Source organism: Thermodesulfobacteriota bacterium, assembly GCA_040757775.1.
Classification (GTDB): Bacteria; Desulfobacterota; UBA8473; order UBA8473; family UBA8473; genus UBA8473.
Window position 1 is genome coordinate 46,008 of record JBFLWQ010000010.1, and the last position, 19,502, is coordinate 65,509.

Sequence of the window (19,502 nt, forward strand, 5' to 3'; positions counted from 1 at the left end):
TTTAGAAGGATATTTTTAGCATATTAAACTAGTTGTGTCAAGAATTTTTGGCTTGAAACAAAAAAAACTTGATTTTAATACTTCTTTCAACTATAAAATTCACGTCTATAGTATAGAGGCTTACTTTCTGTTCTGTCACTAAATAATTCACCCTGAAAAACGAAAAATTTCTTTTGAAGCGAACATGAGCAGGATTTTTGGGGTACCCATCTTGACGAAGCGGAAGATAAGCATTTTCAGGTGGTTGATCCGCCAAAGGCGGAGAGTTCCTGAAAATGCCTGAAGCGAGTCATATATGGGTCAAAAATACTGCACCAGAGAGCGGAAAAGGGAATTTTTCAGGATGAACTAAATAATTCTGAGCGGAATAAACAAGGCTTCTTATAATATGAGATATAAGTACTTTAAAGAGGCTGTTGAAAAAATTAACAAGGGGTTAAAATGATGGCAAAAAGTAAAGGAGAAATAGCTATAAGCGAACAATTTTGTAAAGGGTGTGGATATTGTGCAGAGTTCTGCCCTAAAGACTGTGTCATTATGGGAGATAAATTTAGCGCCCAGGGATACCAATTACCGATCTTTGTAAATGAAGAATGCTGCACAGCATGTGCCATATGTGGAAAGATGTGCCCAGAGAGTGCAATTGAAGTGTATAAATATATCTCTTAACAGACAGTGAGTTTCATGGGATTTAACATCAGCCGCTGATGTTAACTGTCTGTATGGTTTAAAACCCCATAACCTCATTACTCCATAGTTACCTCTAATTTGATGGATTTAAGACAATTGGATATATTCTGTAAAGTTGTTGAACTGGGTAGCTTTTCAAAGGCAGGCGAAGCAACATACTTAACTCAACCTACCATCAGCGAACATATTAAATCTCTGGAGGACCATCTGGATGCGAGACTTTTAGACAGGATGGGAAGAGAGGTTATCCCCACCAAAGCCGGAGAAATCTTATACAGGTATGCGAAGAAGATATTGGAACTGAGGGTTGAGGCTAAACAGGTCCTGGAAAATTTTTCGGGGAAAATGTCTGGTGACATTACTATCGGAGGAAGCAATATACCGGGAGAATACGTTTTGCCCTATTTACTCGGCAAATTTAAGGATAATTATCCAAATATCTCTATATGCTTAATGATTGGGGATACAAAAGAAATTATAGACCAGGTAATTAATAATAGAATCGAGATGGGTATTGTGGGGGCAAAAATTCAGGACAGAAGGCTTGAGTACAGTGAATTCATCAAGGATGAGCTGATCTTGGTTGTTCCTTCCTCCCACCCATGGAAATCAAAAACCTCTGTAAGACCAGAGGAACTTAAAGACCAATCCTATATTTCAAGAGAAAGGGGATCTGGAACCCGTATAACCATTGAAAAAGCTTTCCATGATAGTGGAACTAATTTGAACACTCTAAAGGTTATAGCTGAAATGGGGAGTACCGAAGCAATTAGGCAAGGGATCAAGGCTGGAATCGGTATATCTATTCTCTCCAAGAGGGCAGTAGAGGACGAATTGAAACTTGGGGTACTCAAAGAAATCAGAGTCAAGGGTCTTAAATTAATTAGAAACTTTTATATTGTATTTCATAAAGGAAGAACAAGGTCCCCTCTGTTAGAGGCATTTATTGGTTTCTTAATGGAAAACCATCCTATTTAGCGGTTATATTCAAAGTCCTACCAATCAGTCTGGATAGAAAAACCTCTTTTCCCATCACTTTATGCAGGTTTTTGATCTGGCTTTCTCACGGCATCCATATTGTGCCATAATGTCCCATTCTGGCGATCTGTCCCACTTTTTGCCCCTTTCGCTTTAGCATCCCAATCGTTACTATCAAGCATAAGTGCAATACTGTCCCAATCTCAACCTCTTAATCTACAATCAAAGTATACCAATAATGTCATCAAAACCTTTACTATCAAGCCTGGGAAGGTTTTATAAACAAGTCTATCATTTTTGGTATGCTAATTGCAGGCTTTATAAGTTAAGTTTAAAAAGGTCAATAAGGTAAAATCATTCAAGGATAAACAAAAGGGATAACACATGGTAGCAGAAATAAAAAACAACAGAACATTTCCTGTGTTTTCAAAAAACTTAGCGCAACTCTTCGCACGGTTTGGAAAAAAGGCAAAGTTGTCTAAAGCCAATAATCGTAAATTTTTAGGGAGAAAGCGACCTGACTGGATAGATATCCTAAAATAGCATAGTAAAGAGGTGGTAGCAGTCCACCTGTTAAAATACAAGTATACGGGGTGCACTTCCGATCTTCCTGTTCCAGTTATTCTCTCGCTGTATGTGAAATGCTGTATCGTTCTTATCTCCTGTTGATTTAGTGAATGTTCAAGTTGAAGCGAATGTTGAATTGCAAATTGCTGTGCGGTTTCTCTTTCTGGGCTAAAGTTATTATGCTGTTAAAAAATATTTTAACACTTAGTTGATTACTCCATGTTGATGTTAGGAAGGGCACCCCACATTTTTATTTTTTCTCTCATCTCTCCAATTCAAACCTTATAGGAATGCTTGCCCAGACTTTAACACTAATGCCATTCAATGTGGCAGGCAAGAACTTCCAATTTTTTACAGCCTCTAAAGCAGACTCGTCTAGTGCCTTGTACCCAGAGGATCTTTTCACCTCTATCTTCCCTACTCCCCCATCCCCCAAAACCTCCACTTTAAGTAAAACAACCCCTTCCATCTTTCTTCTTATTGCTATCATTGGATACTGGGGTTTAGGATTCGCGATGAAAGAAGGGGCAGTACTCCGTAAAACTGGTTTTCGGCTAGATAACGAGTAGCTAATTGGCATTCCACCTCGATTGATTCCTTCCTTCACCCCTTGCTCTCCGCCGAACTCTTCCTTGATGCCATAAAGAGCGTCTCCCTTTCTATCACTTAATTCCCTTACTCCTTGTTCTGGAAACCCCGGGTACCCTGTTTTTATTCTCTCATCAGGTTCGGAGAGACTTCCAACAATGCTGAGTTTGGGTTCAGGTTCAGAGCCAAATTCGGGCTTTGATTTATTTTGAGGCTTAGGTTCGGGTTTTGCCTCAGGCTCGGGAACTGCAATCCTTTCGTTTTCTATTTTAACCATCTTTGGGAAATTCTTGATGGGGTTAATAGGTTCAATTTTCCCAGCCTCTCTGTTTATCTGCTTTTTCCCTAATCCCAAAGGCTTCTCTGATGGAGATGAGACCAAACTAACAATATATATTTGGGGACAAGAGGTTCTCTTAATGTACAACGTTGAAGAAGCAATTATAAGGGCTATAATGGCTAGGTGGAGAAGAATTGATGGTATAATCATCTTCTCCAACCCTATTGAAGGGACGCCATTACAAAGAGTCTTATTGTTCAAAAGATTCATCTCTCTTTTTCCATGGGTTTGATAATCATACCTACTTACATAAGTCTTGTCTGCCTCTTCCCTCAACAAGTTGACCATCCAGCCTTACCTTTCACCTCAGACCTGCAATCCTGTAAAAGGTCTCCATATCGATATTTTTTCTGACAAGTGTTGCCAGCCTGTCGTATTGTGTCTCTTTAAACTCCTGGAAGTTGAAAGAAGTGTTTGTTTCTGATTCCCCTCTTGTAGCAATAGGAATGCCTTTTGCCAGTTTTATCCTTCTGATAAACTCCTCACGGAAACCATCATTGTCAAAGATACCGTGGATATATGTTCCCCAGACTCTGCCGTTCTCAGATATAAATCCATCCGGAACCGAGATTGAGGAGCCGTCTCTCTCGACAATTTCAAGCATGCACCTTTCCTCATAGAAATCTGTCAGACCCATGTGTATTTCATAGCCTTTTAGTTCACCTGTATTTTTGAAAAACTGGTTTAAGGGATGGATTTTTGCACATACCTGAGATGTCACCTTTTCTTTTTCTATAGATGTTCTTACAGGCAAAAGACCAATTCCAGATATTTTGCTGAGAGAAGCTTCGATACAATAAGGATCCGCAATGTATTCACCAAGCATCTGATAACCTCCGCAGACACCAACGACCGATCCACCCTTTTTATAGTGTCTGAGTATCTCTCCTGCATAGCCGAAATTGTACAGGTAGTTAAGGTCATCAATGGTGTTTTTGCTCCCTGGTATGATAATCACATCTACGTCCCCAATACACTCACCATGACTAACATATCTTAGGTTGATATCGGGCTCTTTTTCAAATGGATCAAAATCTGTAAAATTCGAGATATGGGGAAGATATATGACCGCTATATCAACCTTTCCGTTCTTGTTTGAAGTTATTAATCTTTCTAGTGATACGCTGTCTTCCTCCTGGATATAAATGTCTTTAAAATAGGGTATAGTACCTAATACCGGGACCCCCGTTCTTTTTTCTAAAAAATCGAGTCCTGGTTTCAAAAGGGAGATATCACCCCTAAACTTGTTTATGATAAAACCCTTAACCCTTCGCCTCTCTTCTTCGGCAAGTAGTTCCATAGTACCAATAATGGAGGCAAATACCCCTCCTCTGTCTACGTCCCCTGCCAGTACCACAGGGCAGTCCGCAATTTCAGCCATTCCCATGTTAGCTATATCATTTTCCCGGAGGTTTATCTCCGCAGGAGATCCCGCTCCTTCTATTACTATAAAGTCGTATTTCTCCCTCAACTTCCTGAAGCTCTCCCTGACAAACCCAAGGGCATCTTTTTTGAAACTATGATACAGGCATGCAGACATATTTTTGTAAACCCTTCCATGAATTATTATCTGAGCCCCGATATCCGTATTAGGCTTTATCAATATAGGATTCATATCAACCTCTGGCTCCAACCCGGCGGCTTCTGCCTGTACGACCTGCGCCCTTCCCATTTCTCTCCCGTCCTTGGTGATAAAAGAGTTTAGTGCCATATTCTGGGCCTTGAAGGGCGCTACATTATACCCATCCTGTCTGAGTATCCGGCAGAATGCGGCAACCAGAACACTCTTTCCAACGTGTGATGCCGTTCCCTGAACCATCAAGGATCTGGATTTCATAGTTGTCAACCTACTATCTGATACCTGTTTTGTCTACGACTCGCGATTTACGATCATAGATGGGTCAAAAAATTTCCGCCTGAGGCGGACTGAAGCGAAAAGGGATACTTTTTCAAAGCTCTCTAAAATGTTATCTTGATTCCGCCATAGACCCCGATGCCTGGTTCTCCGTACTGATATACCGATTCGTAGTTTTGGTCTGTGATATTATCCACCCTTCCGAAGACCTGAAGGTGTTTGGTAATTTCATAAGACGCCGCTAAGTTCACAAGCGTATATTCAGGCATCTCAAGGGTATTGTCAGTGCTTCTATACCGCTTTCCCACATATTGAACATCAACATTCAGGTTTAATCCTTCCAGGGGGATCATGTTAAGGGCAACCCCCCCCTTATGTCTTGGCCTGTATATCAAGTCTTTATCTGTCGTGTCGTCCTTTGCCTCGGTATAGGTGTAATTGACATCTAAGGTCAACCAGTCCAGTGGTTTAAAAGAGACCAATGTTTCCCAGCCCTTTGTCTTGACCTTACCAATGTTATAGTACTTCCATGTATCCCAATTCCAGTCAATCAACTCTCTGATCTCTGTGTGGAAGTATGTCACAGACAGCAGGACCTTTCTCCCGAAAAATTCCTGGTCTACACCCACATCGTAGCCTTTACTCTCCTCCGGTTTCAGGTTTTCATCACCGTAGGAAGAATAAAGCTGATATAGGGAGGGGGCATGGAATCCTGTTCCGTAACTTCCTCTTATCTTGGTGCCTGTCTCTTCATAGAGATAGGCAAGAGCACCCTTATATGTGTCCTCGCCACCAAAGGTCTGATGGTTATCATGCCGGGACCCTAAGGTGAAAGAGAGTCCTTTAAATGGGGTCAATTTGTTCTGGATAAAGAAGCTTTTTGTATCAACCTTCTTCTCAGAGATATTCCCCCACACACTCTCGAGATCCCCGCTTTCTTCCTGATAATCGAATCCCGCAGAGATGGTATCCTTGTCTTTGATAAAGAAATTGTGCTGCCATGACGCCAGGTTTGTTGTCCCTTTATAGGTCTCATCAAAAGAGCCATTGGCTGTATATTCCCTCTTTGTGCCTGTGGTGCCCAGCTTGACAACATGTTGCCACCATTCAAACAGGTTCTGATCGAAATTTGTAGAAATGCTGGTAATGCCAGTATCCTGAACCTTATCAGCATCAACTCCCGTGTCATCATAGTCCATCTTTGACTTAGAGTGGCGAACAGAGAAACCTGCCCTCACTGTTTCACTGATTTGGGCATCAAGCCGAGCAGAGGCATTGGTACCGCGGTAGTAATCCGGTTCTGTATTTCCCATATCTCTGTCCGCCTTTGAGACCCCTTTGGTATCCGTACGTAATATAGAGGCAGAGTAACTTACCTTATCATTTGATCCACTGACTCCTATCTTTTCTCTGAAGGTTTCAAAAGACCCCCCCTCTGCGGAAAGGTAAAATTCGGGCTTACCTTTACCCTTCTTGGTAATGACATTTATGACACCTCCAATAGCATCGGACCCATAAAGCACGCTTTGCATCCCTCTGACTACCTCTATTCTTTCGATGTTATCTGTAGATAAGTCAGAAATACTCATCTTTCCATCTGTGGCCATTGGATCCCCTACCTTCACTCCGTCAATCATAATCAATGTATGGGCAGTGTTAGTACCCCGCAGGTATATAGATGCGGACCCTCCAAATTGACCGTACTGGGCAATAGAAACCCCTGGTACATCTCTGAGAACATCAATGACCGTTTTCGCCCCTTTTTTATGAATATCATCCTCATTAACTACAGTAACCGAGTCAGGGGAGTATCTTAATGGCTCCTCCAACCTGCTGGCCGTTACGACCACTTCTTTCATCTCTACTTCCCCAGTTTTTTCCTCTGCACAAACCAGGGTGGACAATGACATAGACAAACATGCAAGTAATCCCACAATACAATTTAACAACATCTTCATTTCCTAATCCTCCTTTTCCCCTCGGTCGGGATGTTTATTTGATCTGTCAAATAAGTCTCCTGGCTTACGGTTATGCCTAATCCCCATACCTTCCCGGCAGTTTTAAAACCACCAGTGGTTCAAAACAGTTAAAAGTTCAATGTTGCAGGTCAAAAGTATTTTGCTTTTTTATCCTTTTACTTTTAACTTTTCACTGTTGACTTTTAACTGTCTTTATTGAGTTTCGTTCCGTCTACAGTTGCGGGGCAGCGTCGGCTTTTGACCGCCTTCCTTTATCTGACAGACTTGATGCTAAGAGCGTTACTCTCGGCAATCCGGTTTGCGGATTGGTATCAACTAATACATCGGCTTCATAAACCTCCTTTACATTGGATTCTGTGATTATATCCCCGGGAGTTCCTATACAGTGGACAGTTCCTTTACTTAAAAGCATGACCCTATCACAAAAAATAGAAGCTAAATTCACATCGTGAGTCACAGCTACAACCGTCAGTCCTTCTTCCCGATTTAAGGTCTTTATTAAATCAAAAAAGGCTACTTGATGCTTGATGTCTAAATAGGCTGTGGATTCATCGAGGAGTATGATCTGTGGCTGCTGGGCCAGTGCCCTTGCAATCAGTACCCTCTGCCTTTCACCCCCGCTTAATTCATTGATACTTCGAGTTGAAAATGAAAGGGTATCTGTCATCTCCATGGCATCTCTGACTATCGCATAGTCTTTCTCCCCTTCAAAACTAAGTCTACCAAGATAGGGTGATCTCCCCATCAAGACCACCTCCAATACAGTAAAAGGAAAAACAAGAGAAGTCTCCTGGGGAACCATACCTACAATCCTGGCTAACTCTCTTCTATTTGTATCCTTGATATTTGTCCCATTGATAAAGACATCTCCTTTTCCCATGGTAAGGGTTCTGTTAAGGCTCTTTAATAAGGTCGTCTTTCCAGAACCATTTGGACCAATTACCCCCAAAAGTTCCCCCTTCTTAACACCAAATGAGATATCCCTGAGCACCCATTCATGAACATACTTGAAGCTTACTCGAGAAACCTTGATTATATCCATAAATCAGACTCCTTTTCTTCGCAACAAGTAGATAAAAAATGGGGCCCCGAAGATAGCTGTTATCACCCCCACAGGTAATTCCACAGGGGCAATTATGGTTCTTGCCATGGTATCCGCTATAACCAAGAAAGAAAGTCCAAAAAGAGCTGAGGCAGGCAAAAGAAGGCGGTGATCTGAACCAAATACCATACGCATCATGTGGGGAACGACAAGTCCCACGAAACCAATAACACCACTTACTGAAACAACCACCCCCGTAATTAAAGATGCAGTGATAAGCAAAAGTCTCCTTACCCTCTCCACCTCGACTCCCAGCTGGAGGGCAGTCTCTTCCCCTGTAACGATCAGGTTCAGGGGATGGGCATTCAAATAGATAATAAGGCATCCAATAATAACAAAGGGGGTAACAATTATAATCTCGTTGTACTTTGACAGGCTTAAATCCCCCATTAACCAAAAGATAATACTATGAAGCCTCTCATCATGGGTAATGGACACCAAAAACATTATAATGGCAGAAAAGAAAGAACCAACTATTACACCTGCTAAAAGTAAAGTATTAGTTTGAAGTCTATATCCTGTCCTTGCAATGCCCAATACCAGTAAAATGGTCAACAGTGCCCCACAGAAAGAAGCAACGGGAATACTCAAGAAGCCTAGCCCTGCCCCTGAGATAATTGCCAGGATGGCACCTACAGCCGAACCACTTGAAATCCCTAAAATGTAAGGATCTGCAAGGGGATTTCGAAAAAGAGCCTGAAATACTACCCCAGCCACTGAAAGGGTAGCACCTACTATACCGGCCAGTATGATCCTAGGTAAGCGAACCTGAAATATAATTACTCTGTCGGTATCTGTCCATCCGCGAATAGGGACAGTCCCCTCTCCAAATATCCCCCTCAATATTTTCATCAACCCTATATCAGCCGTTCCAAGAGAGATGGAAAGTATCGCAACTATGATGAAAACAAAAACAAGAGCAAGGGATACGAGTACTACTTTTCGAAGAGTTACCACCATAACTGAGTTACCTTTGCCTGGTTACAGGAGTTCGGCTATCAGCCGTTAGCTTTCAGTAAAAAAGAGGGCGATGGCTGAATGCTGACGACTGAACGCATACTCCTATCTAAACAATCTCGGATGAATCAACCTTGCCAGCTCTTCCAATCCATCGATAATACGAGGGGATGGATGATCAACCAGATCCGAGTCAATTATATAAATCCTTCCATTTTTTACTGCGGGGATGTTTTTCCACTTCATCCACTCTTTTTTCTTTCGCTCAAAACCACCACCCCTTTGCATAGAAGATATAATAATAATATCAGGGGCATTGAGCAAAATTTGCTCCATGCTGTATTGGGGATACTTTACTTTATCGCTTCCAGATACATTCAAACCACCTGCCATCTTTATCAGGTCATTATGAAAAGTATCCTTGCCTACTGTTACTACAGGATTAATCCCGATCTGGAAGAAAACCCTTGGTCTTTCTATTCCTCTTGTACGACTCTCTACATAATTTACCCTGTTTTTCAACTCGTTAATAAGCCTATTAGCTCTGCCAACGCAACCGGTTATTCTCCCTATGTTATAAATAGTCTGAAAGACATCCTTTACACACCTAGGGTTTATTGCATAGACACTGTATCCCAGCCTTTCCAGTGTATCCACTGACTCTTTTTTATTTCCATCCGCTATACCTATTATTAAATCTGGCTTCAACGAGATAATCTTTTCTATGTTCAGGTTTATATAGCTTCCAACGTTCGGTTTCCTCTTTGCCTCATCAGGGTAGCTACTGAATTCCGTAACCCCTACAATTCTTTTCCCCACGTTCAGGAAATAAAGGGTCTCGGTGATGCTGGGAGCCAGAGAGACGATCCTCTTCGGGTCTGATGGAATATCCACCCTTCTTCCCATCTCATCCACATAAGTTGCCGGGAAGGCGGTACCAACACCCATAATAACAAAAATGCATGCAAAAAATGATGTGATTATTGTCTTCATTTCACCTTAGAAAAAAGCAATAAAAAAACCCTTAAATCCTTTTGGACTTAAGGGCTGCACCCAGCTTACTTCACCCCCCTTTCCTGGAAGAAGAGGCAAGTCCTATTTTATAGGCAGGTCTTCTGACTCTCAGATCTCCCTACTCCCCACACCTTCCCGGCAGTTTTAAAACTACCAGTGGTTTTAAAACAGTTCAAAATTGGAAGTTAAAAGTCTTTTGATTCTTTAACCTTTAACTGTTCACTGTTCAACCTTGACTGTCTTTGTGGGTTTCGTCACTGATCACAGCGGCGGGACCGTCCCCGTTTTTTGGGGTTCCCTATTAAACCCTCTAAAGAGGGTACCTATATAATGTATCTATTTATTTGTTATTTTTTACCAAATTTACCTGAGAATGTCAATAAAAAAATTGAGTCGGACTGAAAGATAGACGGACATCCCTATCAAATATCTTTGAATTTGACCTATTCATTACGAAAATGCTGGGATAGTTCTGGATTTTCTATTTTTTCATTGACACACATCCTTTTATAATGTTAGATTCTTCTGGAATTACAATGTGTTGGACAATGAATAAAAACTGGGGCACAGAAATAAGGAGCACCCATTGAATCTTAAAAAAAGACTGCGGGAAGTATCGATAGAAAAGAAGAATCTCAGGTACAGGCTCCCTGTCATATTTGCCTTTTTTTTCTTTGCTCCCATTATCAGCTTCTTCTATATGAGTCTGAAGTATAATATCCTGGAAGATGAATATATCGCTCTATTTTTTCTCCTCTTTCTTACTTCTTCACTGTTTGGGTTTGTTTTAATTCGGAGGATATTCGATCAAGTTTCTACAATTTCTAAAAATATAGCAGAAAATATTACAAAAGAAATTTCCGGTTTCTACCAACCCGGGGCTACAAACGAACTAAACGGAATCGTACAATCTTTCCGTGCCCTAGAAAAGGAACTCAGGATAAACTTTGAACAGATTAACAAACAAGAGACGCAGATTACCACCCTCAAAGAATTGTCGGACCTTTGTTATGTGACCTTCGATACAGAAGACATTCTCCATATCGCCCTGGAACGGGCATTAAAGATGGTAAATGCCGATATAGGATCTGTTTTAATTCTGGAAGACCCCCATAAGGAAGCATTTGTCGTCCATTCCTATTTTGGACCTGGAGAAATCCTAAAAAAGGGGGATAGGATTGATTTTTACACCAGTATCGCCAAATTTGCGGTTATTAATAGATCCCCCCTCCTGGTTGAAGATATCGAAAAGGATACCCGCTTTGGTCGGGAAAACCGTCCTCACTATGGAACAAAATCTTTCCTATGTATGCCTTTGAAAAGTATCCATGATATCTTTGGAGTTTTGACCCTTTCCCGGGGTAAAATGGCACTCCCATTTACCCCGGAAGATGCCAACATCTTGACCTCCCTTTTAAGCAATGCTGCCTTCACATATGACAATATTCAGCTGATTAAGAAAAACAGGGAGAAGGTTCAGCAGATCAAAACACTGGAAAATATCTTTAAGCTTCTGAATTCCAGCCTTCGGGAAAGTGAACTTTTTCACGCCCTCTTGAACGAATTTAGAGATGAGGTCCCCTTTGATCTGGTCCTTTTGATGACGCGGATGAAAAACATGCCGGACAGAATCTCCCTTCTGGATTTTGTTGCCTTTATGCCCACAAATCTCTCACGGAATTCAGAATACTACTTTATAGGTTCTGTCTTCGACCGGGTCATCAAACAGGAAAACACCCTGTCTTTACCGGGTACAACTAATTTAAACTACCCTATAGAACAAGAGCTATTTGGGAAACAGGGACTGAAAACAGTTGTTTTATCTCCTCTAAAGATGGGAGGGAAAGTAATAGGGATACTTGCCGTTGGATCTCTCCGCCCGGGCATTTTGCAGGGAACAGAATACCAAATCATCCAGATGGCATTTACCCTTACCTTAGCTATAGAGCAAAACCGTTTGACTTCCTCTATCATGAAGCGAGACCAGGAAATGGAAGCAATCAAACAGATCGGAGGGATACTGGCTTCCTCCACCTTTGACATGGATAAAGTCCTGAAACATACGATGGAAATGATTGAGGAGATTATGGACGTGGAAGCAGGTTCTCTGTTATTTCTGAATAAAAACGAACTCGAATTTAAGGCTGCCTTTAACCTTGATTTCGATGCACTTCATAATTTTCGACCTAAACTCGGACAGGGAATTGTTGGTTATTCCGCCGCTCGCGGGGAGCCGGTTCTGGTAAGAGATATTCAAACTTCCCAGTATTATGATCCGGAATTTGACCGGCGGACAGGTTTTAAAACCCGGTCCGTATTATGTGTGCCCATAATCTCCCAGGGAAAGGTTATTGGGGTTATCGAGGTCATTAACCGGCAGCACAGTATTTTTGATACCAATGATCTTCAACTCTTGCAATCGATTGCCACCTCAGTCAGCATTGCCATAGAAAACTCACGGCTTTACCAGGAAACATTGTCCATGGCAGAACATGAACGGGCAATTCGCAATATGTTTCAGAAGTTTGTGCCTAAGGAGATTGTGGACAAAATCACCTATGATTCTTCGGGGGAAAAACCAGTGATCGATGAATTGAAAACGTTAACTTTACTCAATATCGATATCCGGAATTTTTCCACCCTTGCCAGCAGCATCGGTCCTCAAAAGACCGTGTCGATTTTAAACCATTTTTTTTCCGCTATGGGAGACATCGTCTTCAAGTATAATGGGATCGTGGATAAGTACCTGGGAGATGGTTTTCTGGCTGTTTTTGGGGCTCCGATTTTAAGCACCTCTGATGCGGATAATGCCCTTTCCGCGGCACTGGAAATGAAAAAAACCCTCGAAGTTATAAACAAATATTTATTCAACGAAATTGAAATTACCCTGACAATTGGGATCAGTATTCATACCGGAGAAGCCGTAGTAGGAAATATTGGTTTTGATAAAAAAATGGATTACACGGTAATCGGAGATTCGGTCAATATTGTCTTCAGGTTGCAGGAACTCACCAAGAACATACCAAACGCTATTTTAATAAGCGAAAAGACCCGCCGGGCAGTCATGAACTCAATTCTGGATGTAAGGGAAATTGGAAAGTATAATGCCGGGCATATCCTTGGTTAATTAAAGATTTATGAACTCCTGGGACAACAGGACAACGTTAAAAGTCTCATGGAAAACAGAGCTATATAGCACAATAAATTATAGTCTTGACTAAAATAGTGAGCTGATATAGATTCAAATATTATATTTATTATTATACCGCATAGATAACTTCTATAAGGAGGACATATGAATACATTGCAATTTAAAAGGTTATTCGAGCCAATAAATATAGGACCCATGACCATCAAGAATCGCTTTGTCATGTCGCCCATGGGGACTGTTTTTTCAAGAGACGTCAATGAAGCCCACCAGCGGCGGTTAGCTTACTACGAGGCAAGGGCAAAGGGTGGTACCGGGATGATCATCGTTGAGGCTTCAGCTGTGGACCCCAGGGGAGCTGTGCTTCCTGGAATGATATGTAATTATGACGACAAATTTCTTCATATATTGGAAGGCTATGCTGAGACAGTCAAAAAGCATGGGGCAAAGGCTGTAATACAACTCGCCCATGGAGGAGGAGCGACGAATTCCGCTATAAGCGGTATGACACCTGTAGCACCTTCTCCTGTTGCCCCCAGGCCAGGGGGAGAGATCCCGCGTGAGCTGACTATCCCTGAAATAAAGGAAATTGTTGAGAGTTTCGGAGAGGCTGCCCTCAGGGCCAAAAAGGCAGGTTTTGACGGTGTAGAGTTGCACGGTGCCCATGCCTATCTGTTTGTCCAGTTCTTTACCCCTGCATTCAACAAAAGGACAGATGAATACGGCGGTTCTCTGGAAAACAGGGCAAGATTCTATGTGGAAGTATTTCAATCCATCAGAGATAAGGTCGGACCTGATTTTCCCGTGTGGTCTCGTATAAATGCATGTCACTTTAACCTCGATGGCGGTATTACCTTAGAGGACTCAAAGAAACTGGTAAAAATGATGGAAGAGGTTGGAGCCAGTGCGGTGAATGTTTCTTGCTACGGTATAGGAAAAGACAACTTCATAAATTGTACCAGCACCCCTGGTGGTCTGGTCTATTTGGCAGATGCCATAAAAAAGGAAACAAACCTGCCCGTAATAGCCATCGGGATGATGACGCCTGAGACAGGAGAAAGGGTTCTCGAAGAGGGGAAAGCCGATCTTATCGCATTCGCAAGGGGCTTTTTATGTGATCCGGAGATCCCCAATAAGGCAAAAGCAGGAAAAACAGAAGATATAGTACCGTGCATCGCTTGTTTCAGGTGTTTGCAGGAAATGATCTTTAAGCTGAATCCCTTAATGTGTTCCGTAAATGCCTCACTTGGCCGTGAGAAAGAGTGCGAGATAAAACCGGCGGAAAAGAGGAAAAAGGTCATGGTTGTCGGGAGCGGACCTGCCGGTATTGAAGCTTCCAGGGTTGCCGCCCTGAGGGGTCATGATATCACCTTATACGAGAAGGAAAAGGAACTGGGGGGACAGATTAGACAGGCAAGTATCCCTCCAGGGAAAGAAAGATTCAAAGCCTACTTAGAATATTTGAGAACTCAGGCAAAAAAACACGGGATTCAGGTACAGGTCGGTACAAATGTAACAGCCGATCTGGTTGAAAAGGAAAAGCCGGATGCTGTTGTCATCGCAACTGGTGGTATACCTTTACTCCCTGAAATATCAGGTATAGACATGTCAAGGATTGTCACTGCTGGCGATGTCCTTCTGGGAAAGGTAAAAACCGGGGAAAAGGTTCTAATAATAGGAGGCGGGTTAGTTGGTTGTGAGACGGCACACCATCTTATGGACAAAGGGAAAAAGATAACGATAACGGAGATATTGGATGCGATGGCAACCCAGAGGATACCCTTTATAAGGGAGGCATTTCTGGAAGAACTTGAAAAGAATGGAGTGGACCTATTGACAGGGGTTACCTACAAAGAAATTGTAGATAAAGGGGTCATTCTTATTGACAACAAGGGTAAGGAAAGGATGATAGAGGCGGATACGATTATTCTGGCTGCAGGTGCCAAACCTGATGACAAACTATACGAAGAAATCAAAGGTAAGGTCAAAGAGGTTTACAGGGCAGGGGACTGTATTGAGCCAAGGCTGATAGGGGAAGCGGTTCAAGAAGGGATGCATATAGGGATGAGTCTTTAGACAACCCCTTATTCGAAAAAGAGAAAATGGGCAGATTGTTAATAAAAAATATAGAAGGGAGTTAGGCTGAAGCTGGTACCTGTTTCAATAATTCAAAAGAGGGAACATTGTATCTGTCAAATTCTTCGTTATAAACCTCTATCAGCTTCCAGTTCTTTTTATTAGAGATAACCTTTTTCATCAACCTATAATTTAGAGAATGGCCCGATTTGTAAGCTATAAGATGGCCAATAACAGGAACACCTAGCAAGCTGAGGTCTCCGATAGAATCCAGTATTTTATGGCGAACAAATTCATCGTGGAATCTTAAGCCATCCTCATTTATAATCCTAAAATCCCCCACAACAATTGCATTATCCAGAGAACCCCCTTTTGCTAAACCATTTGCCTTGAGAACTTCAACATCCTTTAAGAAACCAAAAGTACGAGCCCTGGATATTTCTCTCTCAAAAGTCCCGTTACAGAATTTCGCAGAGTAGGATTGATTTGCTATAAGAGGATGATCAAAATCCACGGTATATGTAATTTTAAGCCCTTTAAAAGGGGCTAAAATAACCCTCTTATCTCCATCGGAAACCTTTATAACCCTTTTTATTACTAGAAATTTTTTAGGCTTTTTTTGAGCTCTAATACCAGCAGTTTTCAAAAGATAGACAAAGGGAGAAGCACTGCCATCCATAATAGGTACTTCGGAGGAATCAATCTCCACTAGCACATTATCTATTCCAAGTCCCATGAATGCTGCTAATAAATGTTCAACAGTAGATATCTTTACTCCATTATATCCAAGGGTTGTAGCGAATTTTGTGTCAACAACACTTGCCGCATTAGCCTTAATCTCCACAGGCTCCGGTGTATCTGTCCTTAAAAATATAATTCCATGATCTACGTTTGCTGGTCTAATGGTAACGTTTACCTTTTTTCCCAAATGCAGCCCAATACCCGTAAAACTTATCTGTCTAGCAATTGTCTTCTGATACATAAGCAAAGATTCCTTAAATAAAAATTTAATAACTTAAGCTTGCAACATTTATGCCCAATTAACTAAAACAAACACTACTTTCCCTTAAATTAATTCCATATATTTATTATTAATACAACAAAAACAACATACTACACTATTTAAAATTTGCGGAGTAGAGACATTTTTTTTTACACTACATTCCCTTTTAAGTAGACACCATGTATATTAAACAACACACTTTTATGCTAACTGATGTATTTTTACAACAGCGTTTTGTCTGAAGATTATCCTCCTTGCTCACCTTCTAAAAAGATAAAAGAACAAGGTCAAAAGGATAGTTTATGCATTCTTTTTGAGATACCTTTCCTTTTCGCTGTAAATACAGCCACAGTAATGCTGACGATATAATCCCAGATCCTTTGATATCTCTATGCCGTCATTCCATCCCTCGCGAAAGTCCCTATAGTAAAATTTAACCCTATACTCGCTGGCCAATCCCTCCCCAATTTCTTTTACCTTTTCATGCTTCTGAAATTTACTATATAACAGGGTTGTGGTGAAAAAGTCGAATTTTTCTCTCTTTGCCAACTGAGCTGCTCGTTCCAAACGGGTATAATAACAATACAAGCACCGTTCATTTTCCCTAAAAACCACATTTTGCAAGAACTCTTCCAGTGCATATTCATTATGGTAAATCATCTTTAAATTAATCTTGTCCGAATATTCTTCCACAGCTTTAAGCCTTCTTCTGTATTCTTGATAAGGATGAATATTCGGGTTATAAAAGAACCCAAAGACCTCTATACCCTCTTTCTTCAGTTCTTGGACAGGATAAATAGTACAGTTTGCACAACAGACGTGAAGCAATATCTTCATAGAAAATCACATCACCTTAACAATTCTCTCGCAATAACTACCCTTTGAATCTGGTTGGTTCCTTCAACGATCTGTCCTACCTTGGCCTCCCTCATATATCTTTCAACAGTGTAATCCTTCATATATCCATATCCACCCAGGATCTGGACAGCATCGGTTGTTACCTTCATGGCTACATCTGTGGCGAATCTCTTTGCCATGGCAGCCTCTTTCGTTACCTTAAGTCCTTGATCTTTCATATAAGCAGCTTTGTAGACGAGAAGTCTTGCAGCTTCAATTTCTGTAGCCATGTCCGCAAGCATAAATTGAATCCCCTGAAACTCGGAGATGGGTTTGCCGAACTGGACTCGCTCTTTGGAATAACTCAACGCCTTGTCTAAGGCTGCCTGAGCAAGACCTACAGATATTGCACCTATGTTTATCCTCCCCCCATCGAGGGCCTCCATTATCATCTTGAAACCCTTACCTTCATCACCTAAAAGATGTTCCTTAGAAACGATACAATCATCAAATATCAGCTCCCTTGTAGGGTAAGAGCACATCCCCATCTTTTTTTCTATCTTACCAAAGGAAAAACCATGGGTCCCCTTTTCAACGACAAAAATACTGGCTCCAGAAGCCCCTTTTTCTTTATCAGTTTTTGCCACCACGGTATAAATATCGGCTTCTCCACCGGCGCTGATGAAGATTTTGCTCCCATTCAGGACATAACCATCACCTTTCTTTTCTGCAGAGGTCTGAATGGCTGCTGCATCAGAGCCAGCATTGGGTTCTGTGAGGGCAAAACCCCCGAACATATCCCCTTTAGCCAGGGGTATTACCCATCTTCTTCTCTGTTCTTCATTCCCGTTTTTATAAATGAGAAAGCAAACAAGATTGTTAATCGAAACATAACTCATAGCCCTGTACGTTTTTCCAAGTTCTTCATATATTATGGCAGATGACAGGAATCCCATATTAGTACCGCCGTACTCTTCAGGGCATGTCATGCCAAAGAGCCCCAGTTCCGCTATCTTTTTAAAGGCTCCCCTGGGAAAAATCTCTTTCTCTTCCCACTCATCAACATAAGGAGCTAACTCTTTCTCTGCAAAGTTTTTAACCATCCTCTTTACGGCTTCCTGTTCTTCTGTCAATTTAAAGATCACCCTGTACCTCCAATAATATATATTAATATTATAAACTAAACCACATTCTCTCTCCTCAAACCTTCAATCTCCTCCTTGCTGTACCCAAAGGTAAGTAGCACCTCTTCCGTATGCTCCCCCATCCCAGGAGGGGGGCTTTTAATCTCAGCAGGGGTTTCTGAGAATTTAACTGGAAATGGAACCTGCTTTATCTTACCTAACTTAGGATCATCTATCTCTCGTATCAAACCTCTGTGTATGATGTGGGGATCAGAAAAGACCTCTTCCATTGTATAAACAGGGCCGCACGGAACACGGGCTTCTTTCATCTCCTGAAGCCACTCATCTCTGGTTTTTCTCAAAAATACAGCCCTTAGTTTCTCAGAGATCTCCTTACCATTCTCAATTCTCTTTCTATGAGTGCTGTATCGGGGATTATTCAGAAACTCTTCCAAACCCAGCACCTTGCAGAGACTTTCCCAGAAATGCTCCTCCAATGCCCCTACAGTAACCTTCCTGCCATCTTTTGCCTCAAATAAGTCATTAGCAGGCGACAGATGGCCCATCTCAGTAACCTTCGGGATATCTCCCCCGGCAAGATACCCGCCGGCACGAACACTCATCCACGAAACAATACCATCGGTCATTGAGACGTCTATATACTGACCTTTTCCAATCTTATCTCGCGCCATTAAGGCTGCAAGGATCGAGACTGTGGCAAACATACTTGAACTAAGATCGCCTACTGGTATACCGGGCTTTGCAGGTGGTTCCCCCACTCGACCCGGTAAACTCAGTATCCCTCCCACTCCTAAGTAATTGATGTCATGACCTGGTATGTCCCTGTATGGCCCATCTTGACCAAAACCAGATATGGAACAATAAACGATCATAGGATTTATCTTGCTGACCTTTCCGTAGTCAACACCCAACCTCTCTGTTACACCTGGGCTGAAACCTTCTAATACAACATCCGATTTCTCTACCATCCGATAAAAGACTTCCTTCCCCTTATCGGATTTTAAGCTCAAGGTAACGCTCTTTTTGTTTCTATTAACACTCATGAAAATTTCTGGAATCATCTCCCGTACATAATCTCCTACCCCGGGTTGTTCAAACTTGATTACCTCTGCTCCCAGGTCCCCTAACAGCATAGAGCAATATGGACCAGGTAAAAGCCGTGATAAATCTAAAACCCGTATCCCTTCCAAAGGTAACGTCATTGTTTGTATCCTCCTTAACCG

At 41.7% G+C, this 19,502-nt stretch carries 14 protein-coding genes, 1 pseudogene and 2 riboswitches; of the genes and pseudogenes, 4 read left to right on the forward strand and 11 right to left on the reverse strand.

The genetic code is table 11. The features are described from left to right. The first annotated feature begins 441 nt into the window (after positions 1–441). Complete coding sequence (locus AB1401_07930) at positions 442–669, forward strand: ferredoxin family protein (protein MEW6615378.1); 228 nt, start codon at positions 442–444, stop codon at positions 667–669. Between the two features lie 102 nt (positions 670–771). After that, on the forward strand, positions 772–1,668 hold the full coding sequence (locus tag AB1401_07935; protein ID MEW6615379.1) for a selenium metabolism-associated LysR family transcriptional regulator: 897 nt from the start codon (positions 772–774) through the stop codon (positions 1,666–1,668). 59 nt (positions 1,669–1,727) lie between these two features. Here AB1401_07935 and AB1401_07940 read toward each other — a convergent pair whose 3' ends face one another. The 7 genes and pseudogenes from AB1401_07940 to AB1401_07970 form a co-directional block, all read right to left on the reverse strand. Next, the gene (locus AB1401_07940; GenBank protein ID MEW6615380.1) at positions 1,728–1,850 is read right to left on the reverse strand and encodes a hypothetical protein; all 123 of its coding nucleotides are present in this window, start codon (positions 1,848–1,850) and stop codon (positions 1,728–1,730) included. Between the two features lie 647 nt (positions 1,851–2,497). Then, the gene (locus AB1401_07945) at positions 2,498–3,451 is read right to left on the reverse strand and encodes an energy transducer TonB (protein MEW6615381.1); all 954 of its coding nucleotides are present in this window, start codon (positions 3,449–3,451) and stop codon (positions 2,498–2,500) included. A gap of 13 nt (positions 3,452–3,464) precedes the next feature. Next, positions 3,465–5,000: a cobyric acid synthase gene (locus tag AB1401_07950; GenBank protein ID MEW6615382.1), complete on the reverse strand. Its 1,536-nt coding sequence runs from the start codon at positions 4,998–5,000 to the stop codon at positions 3,465–3,467. 122 nt (positions 5,001–5,122) lie between these two features. Continuing rightward, a complete protein-coding gene (locus AB1401_07955) occupies positions 5,123–6,976 on the reverse strand; it encodes a TonB-dependent receptor (protein MEW6615383.1) in 1,854 nt (617 codons plus the stop codon). Between the two features lie 31 nt (positions 6,977–7,007). Continuing rightward, a riboswitch (cobalamin riboswitch) is annotated at positions 7,008–7,280 on the reverse strand. Positions 7,281–7,547: 267 nt separating this feature from the next. Continuing rightward, positions 7,548–8,039 (reverse strand): annotated as a pseudogene (locus tag AB1401_07960) (ABC transporter ATP-binding protein). A 3-nt stretch (positions 8,040–8,042) separates the two neighbouring features. Further along, complete coding sequence (locus AB1401_07965) at positions 8,043–9,059, reverse strand: iron ABC transporter permease (GenBank protein ID MEW6615384.1); 1,017 nt, start codon at positions 9,057–9,059, stop codon at positions 8,043–8,045. A gap of 102 nt (positions 9,060–9,161) precedes the next feature. Continuing rightward, positions 9,162–10,049, reverse strand: coding sequence for a cobalamin-binding protein (locus tag AB1401_07970; GenBank protein MEW6615385.1), 888 nt, complete (start codon positions 10,047–10,049; stop codon positions 9,162–9,164). A 94-nt stretch (positions 10,050–10,143) separates the two neighbouring features. Further along, positions 10,144–10,412: riboswitch (cobalamin riboswitch) on the reverse strand. Between the two features lie 244 nt (positions 10,413–10,656). On the opposite strand from AB1401_07970, the gene AB1401_07975 reads away from it, so the two are divergent. Beyond that, on the forward strand, positions 10,657–13,197 hold the full coding sequence (locus AB1401_07975) for a GAF domain-containing protein (GenBank protein ID MEW6615386.1): 2,541 nt from the start codon (positions 10,657–10,659) through the stop codon (positions 13,195–13,197). A 168-nt stretch (positions 13,198–13,365) separates the two neighbouring features. Further along, the gene (locus AB1401_07980; protein MEW6615387.1) at positions 13,366–15,294 is read left to right on the forward strand and encodes an FAD-dependent oxidoreductase; all 1,929 of its coding nucleotides are present in this window, start codon (positions 13,366–13,368) and stop codon (positions 15,292–15,294) included. Between the two features lie 61 nt (positions 15,295–15,355). Here the strand turns inward: AB1401_07980 and lpxC are convergent, their stop codons facing one another. The 4 genes from lpxC to AB1401_08000 form a co-directional block, all read right to left on the reverse strand. Then, a complete protein-coding gene (gene lpxC, locus AB1401_07985) occupies positions 15,356–16,276 on the reverse strand; it encodes a UDP-3-O-acyl-N-acetylglucosamine deacetylase (protein ID MEW6615388.1) in 921 nt (306 codons plus the stop codon). Positions 16,277–16,597: 321 nt separating this feature from the next. Beyond that, on the reverse strand, positions 16,598–17,134 hold the full coding sequence (locus AB1401_07990; GenBank protein MEW6615389.1) for an epoxyqueuosine reductase QueH: 537 nt from the start codon (positions 17,132–17,134) through the stop codon (positions 16,598–16,600). Positions 17,135–17,145: 11 nt separating this feature from the next. Next, a complete protein-coding gene (locus AB1401_07995) occupies positions 17,146–18,279 on the reverse strand; it encodes an acyl-CoA dehydrogenase family protein (protein MEW6615390.1) in 1,134 nt (377 codons plus the stop codon). Positions 18,280–18,314: 35 nt separating this feature from the next. After that, the gene (locus AB1401_08000) at positions 18,315–19,481 is read right to left on the reverse strand and encodes a CaiB/BaiF CoA-transferase family protein (protein ID MEW6615391.1); all 1,167 of its coding nucleotides are present in this window, start codon (positions 19,479–19,481) and stop codon (positions 18,315–18,317) included. Positions 19,482–19,502 lie beyond the last annotated feature (21 nt).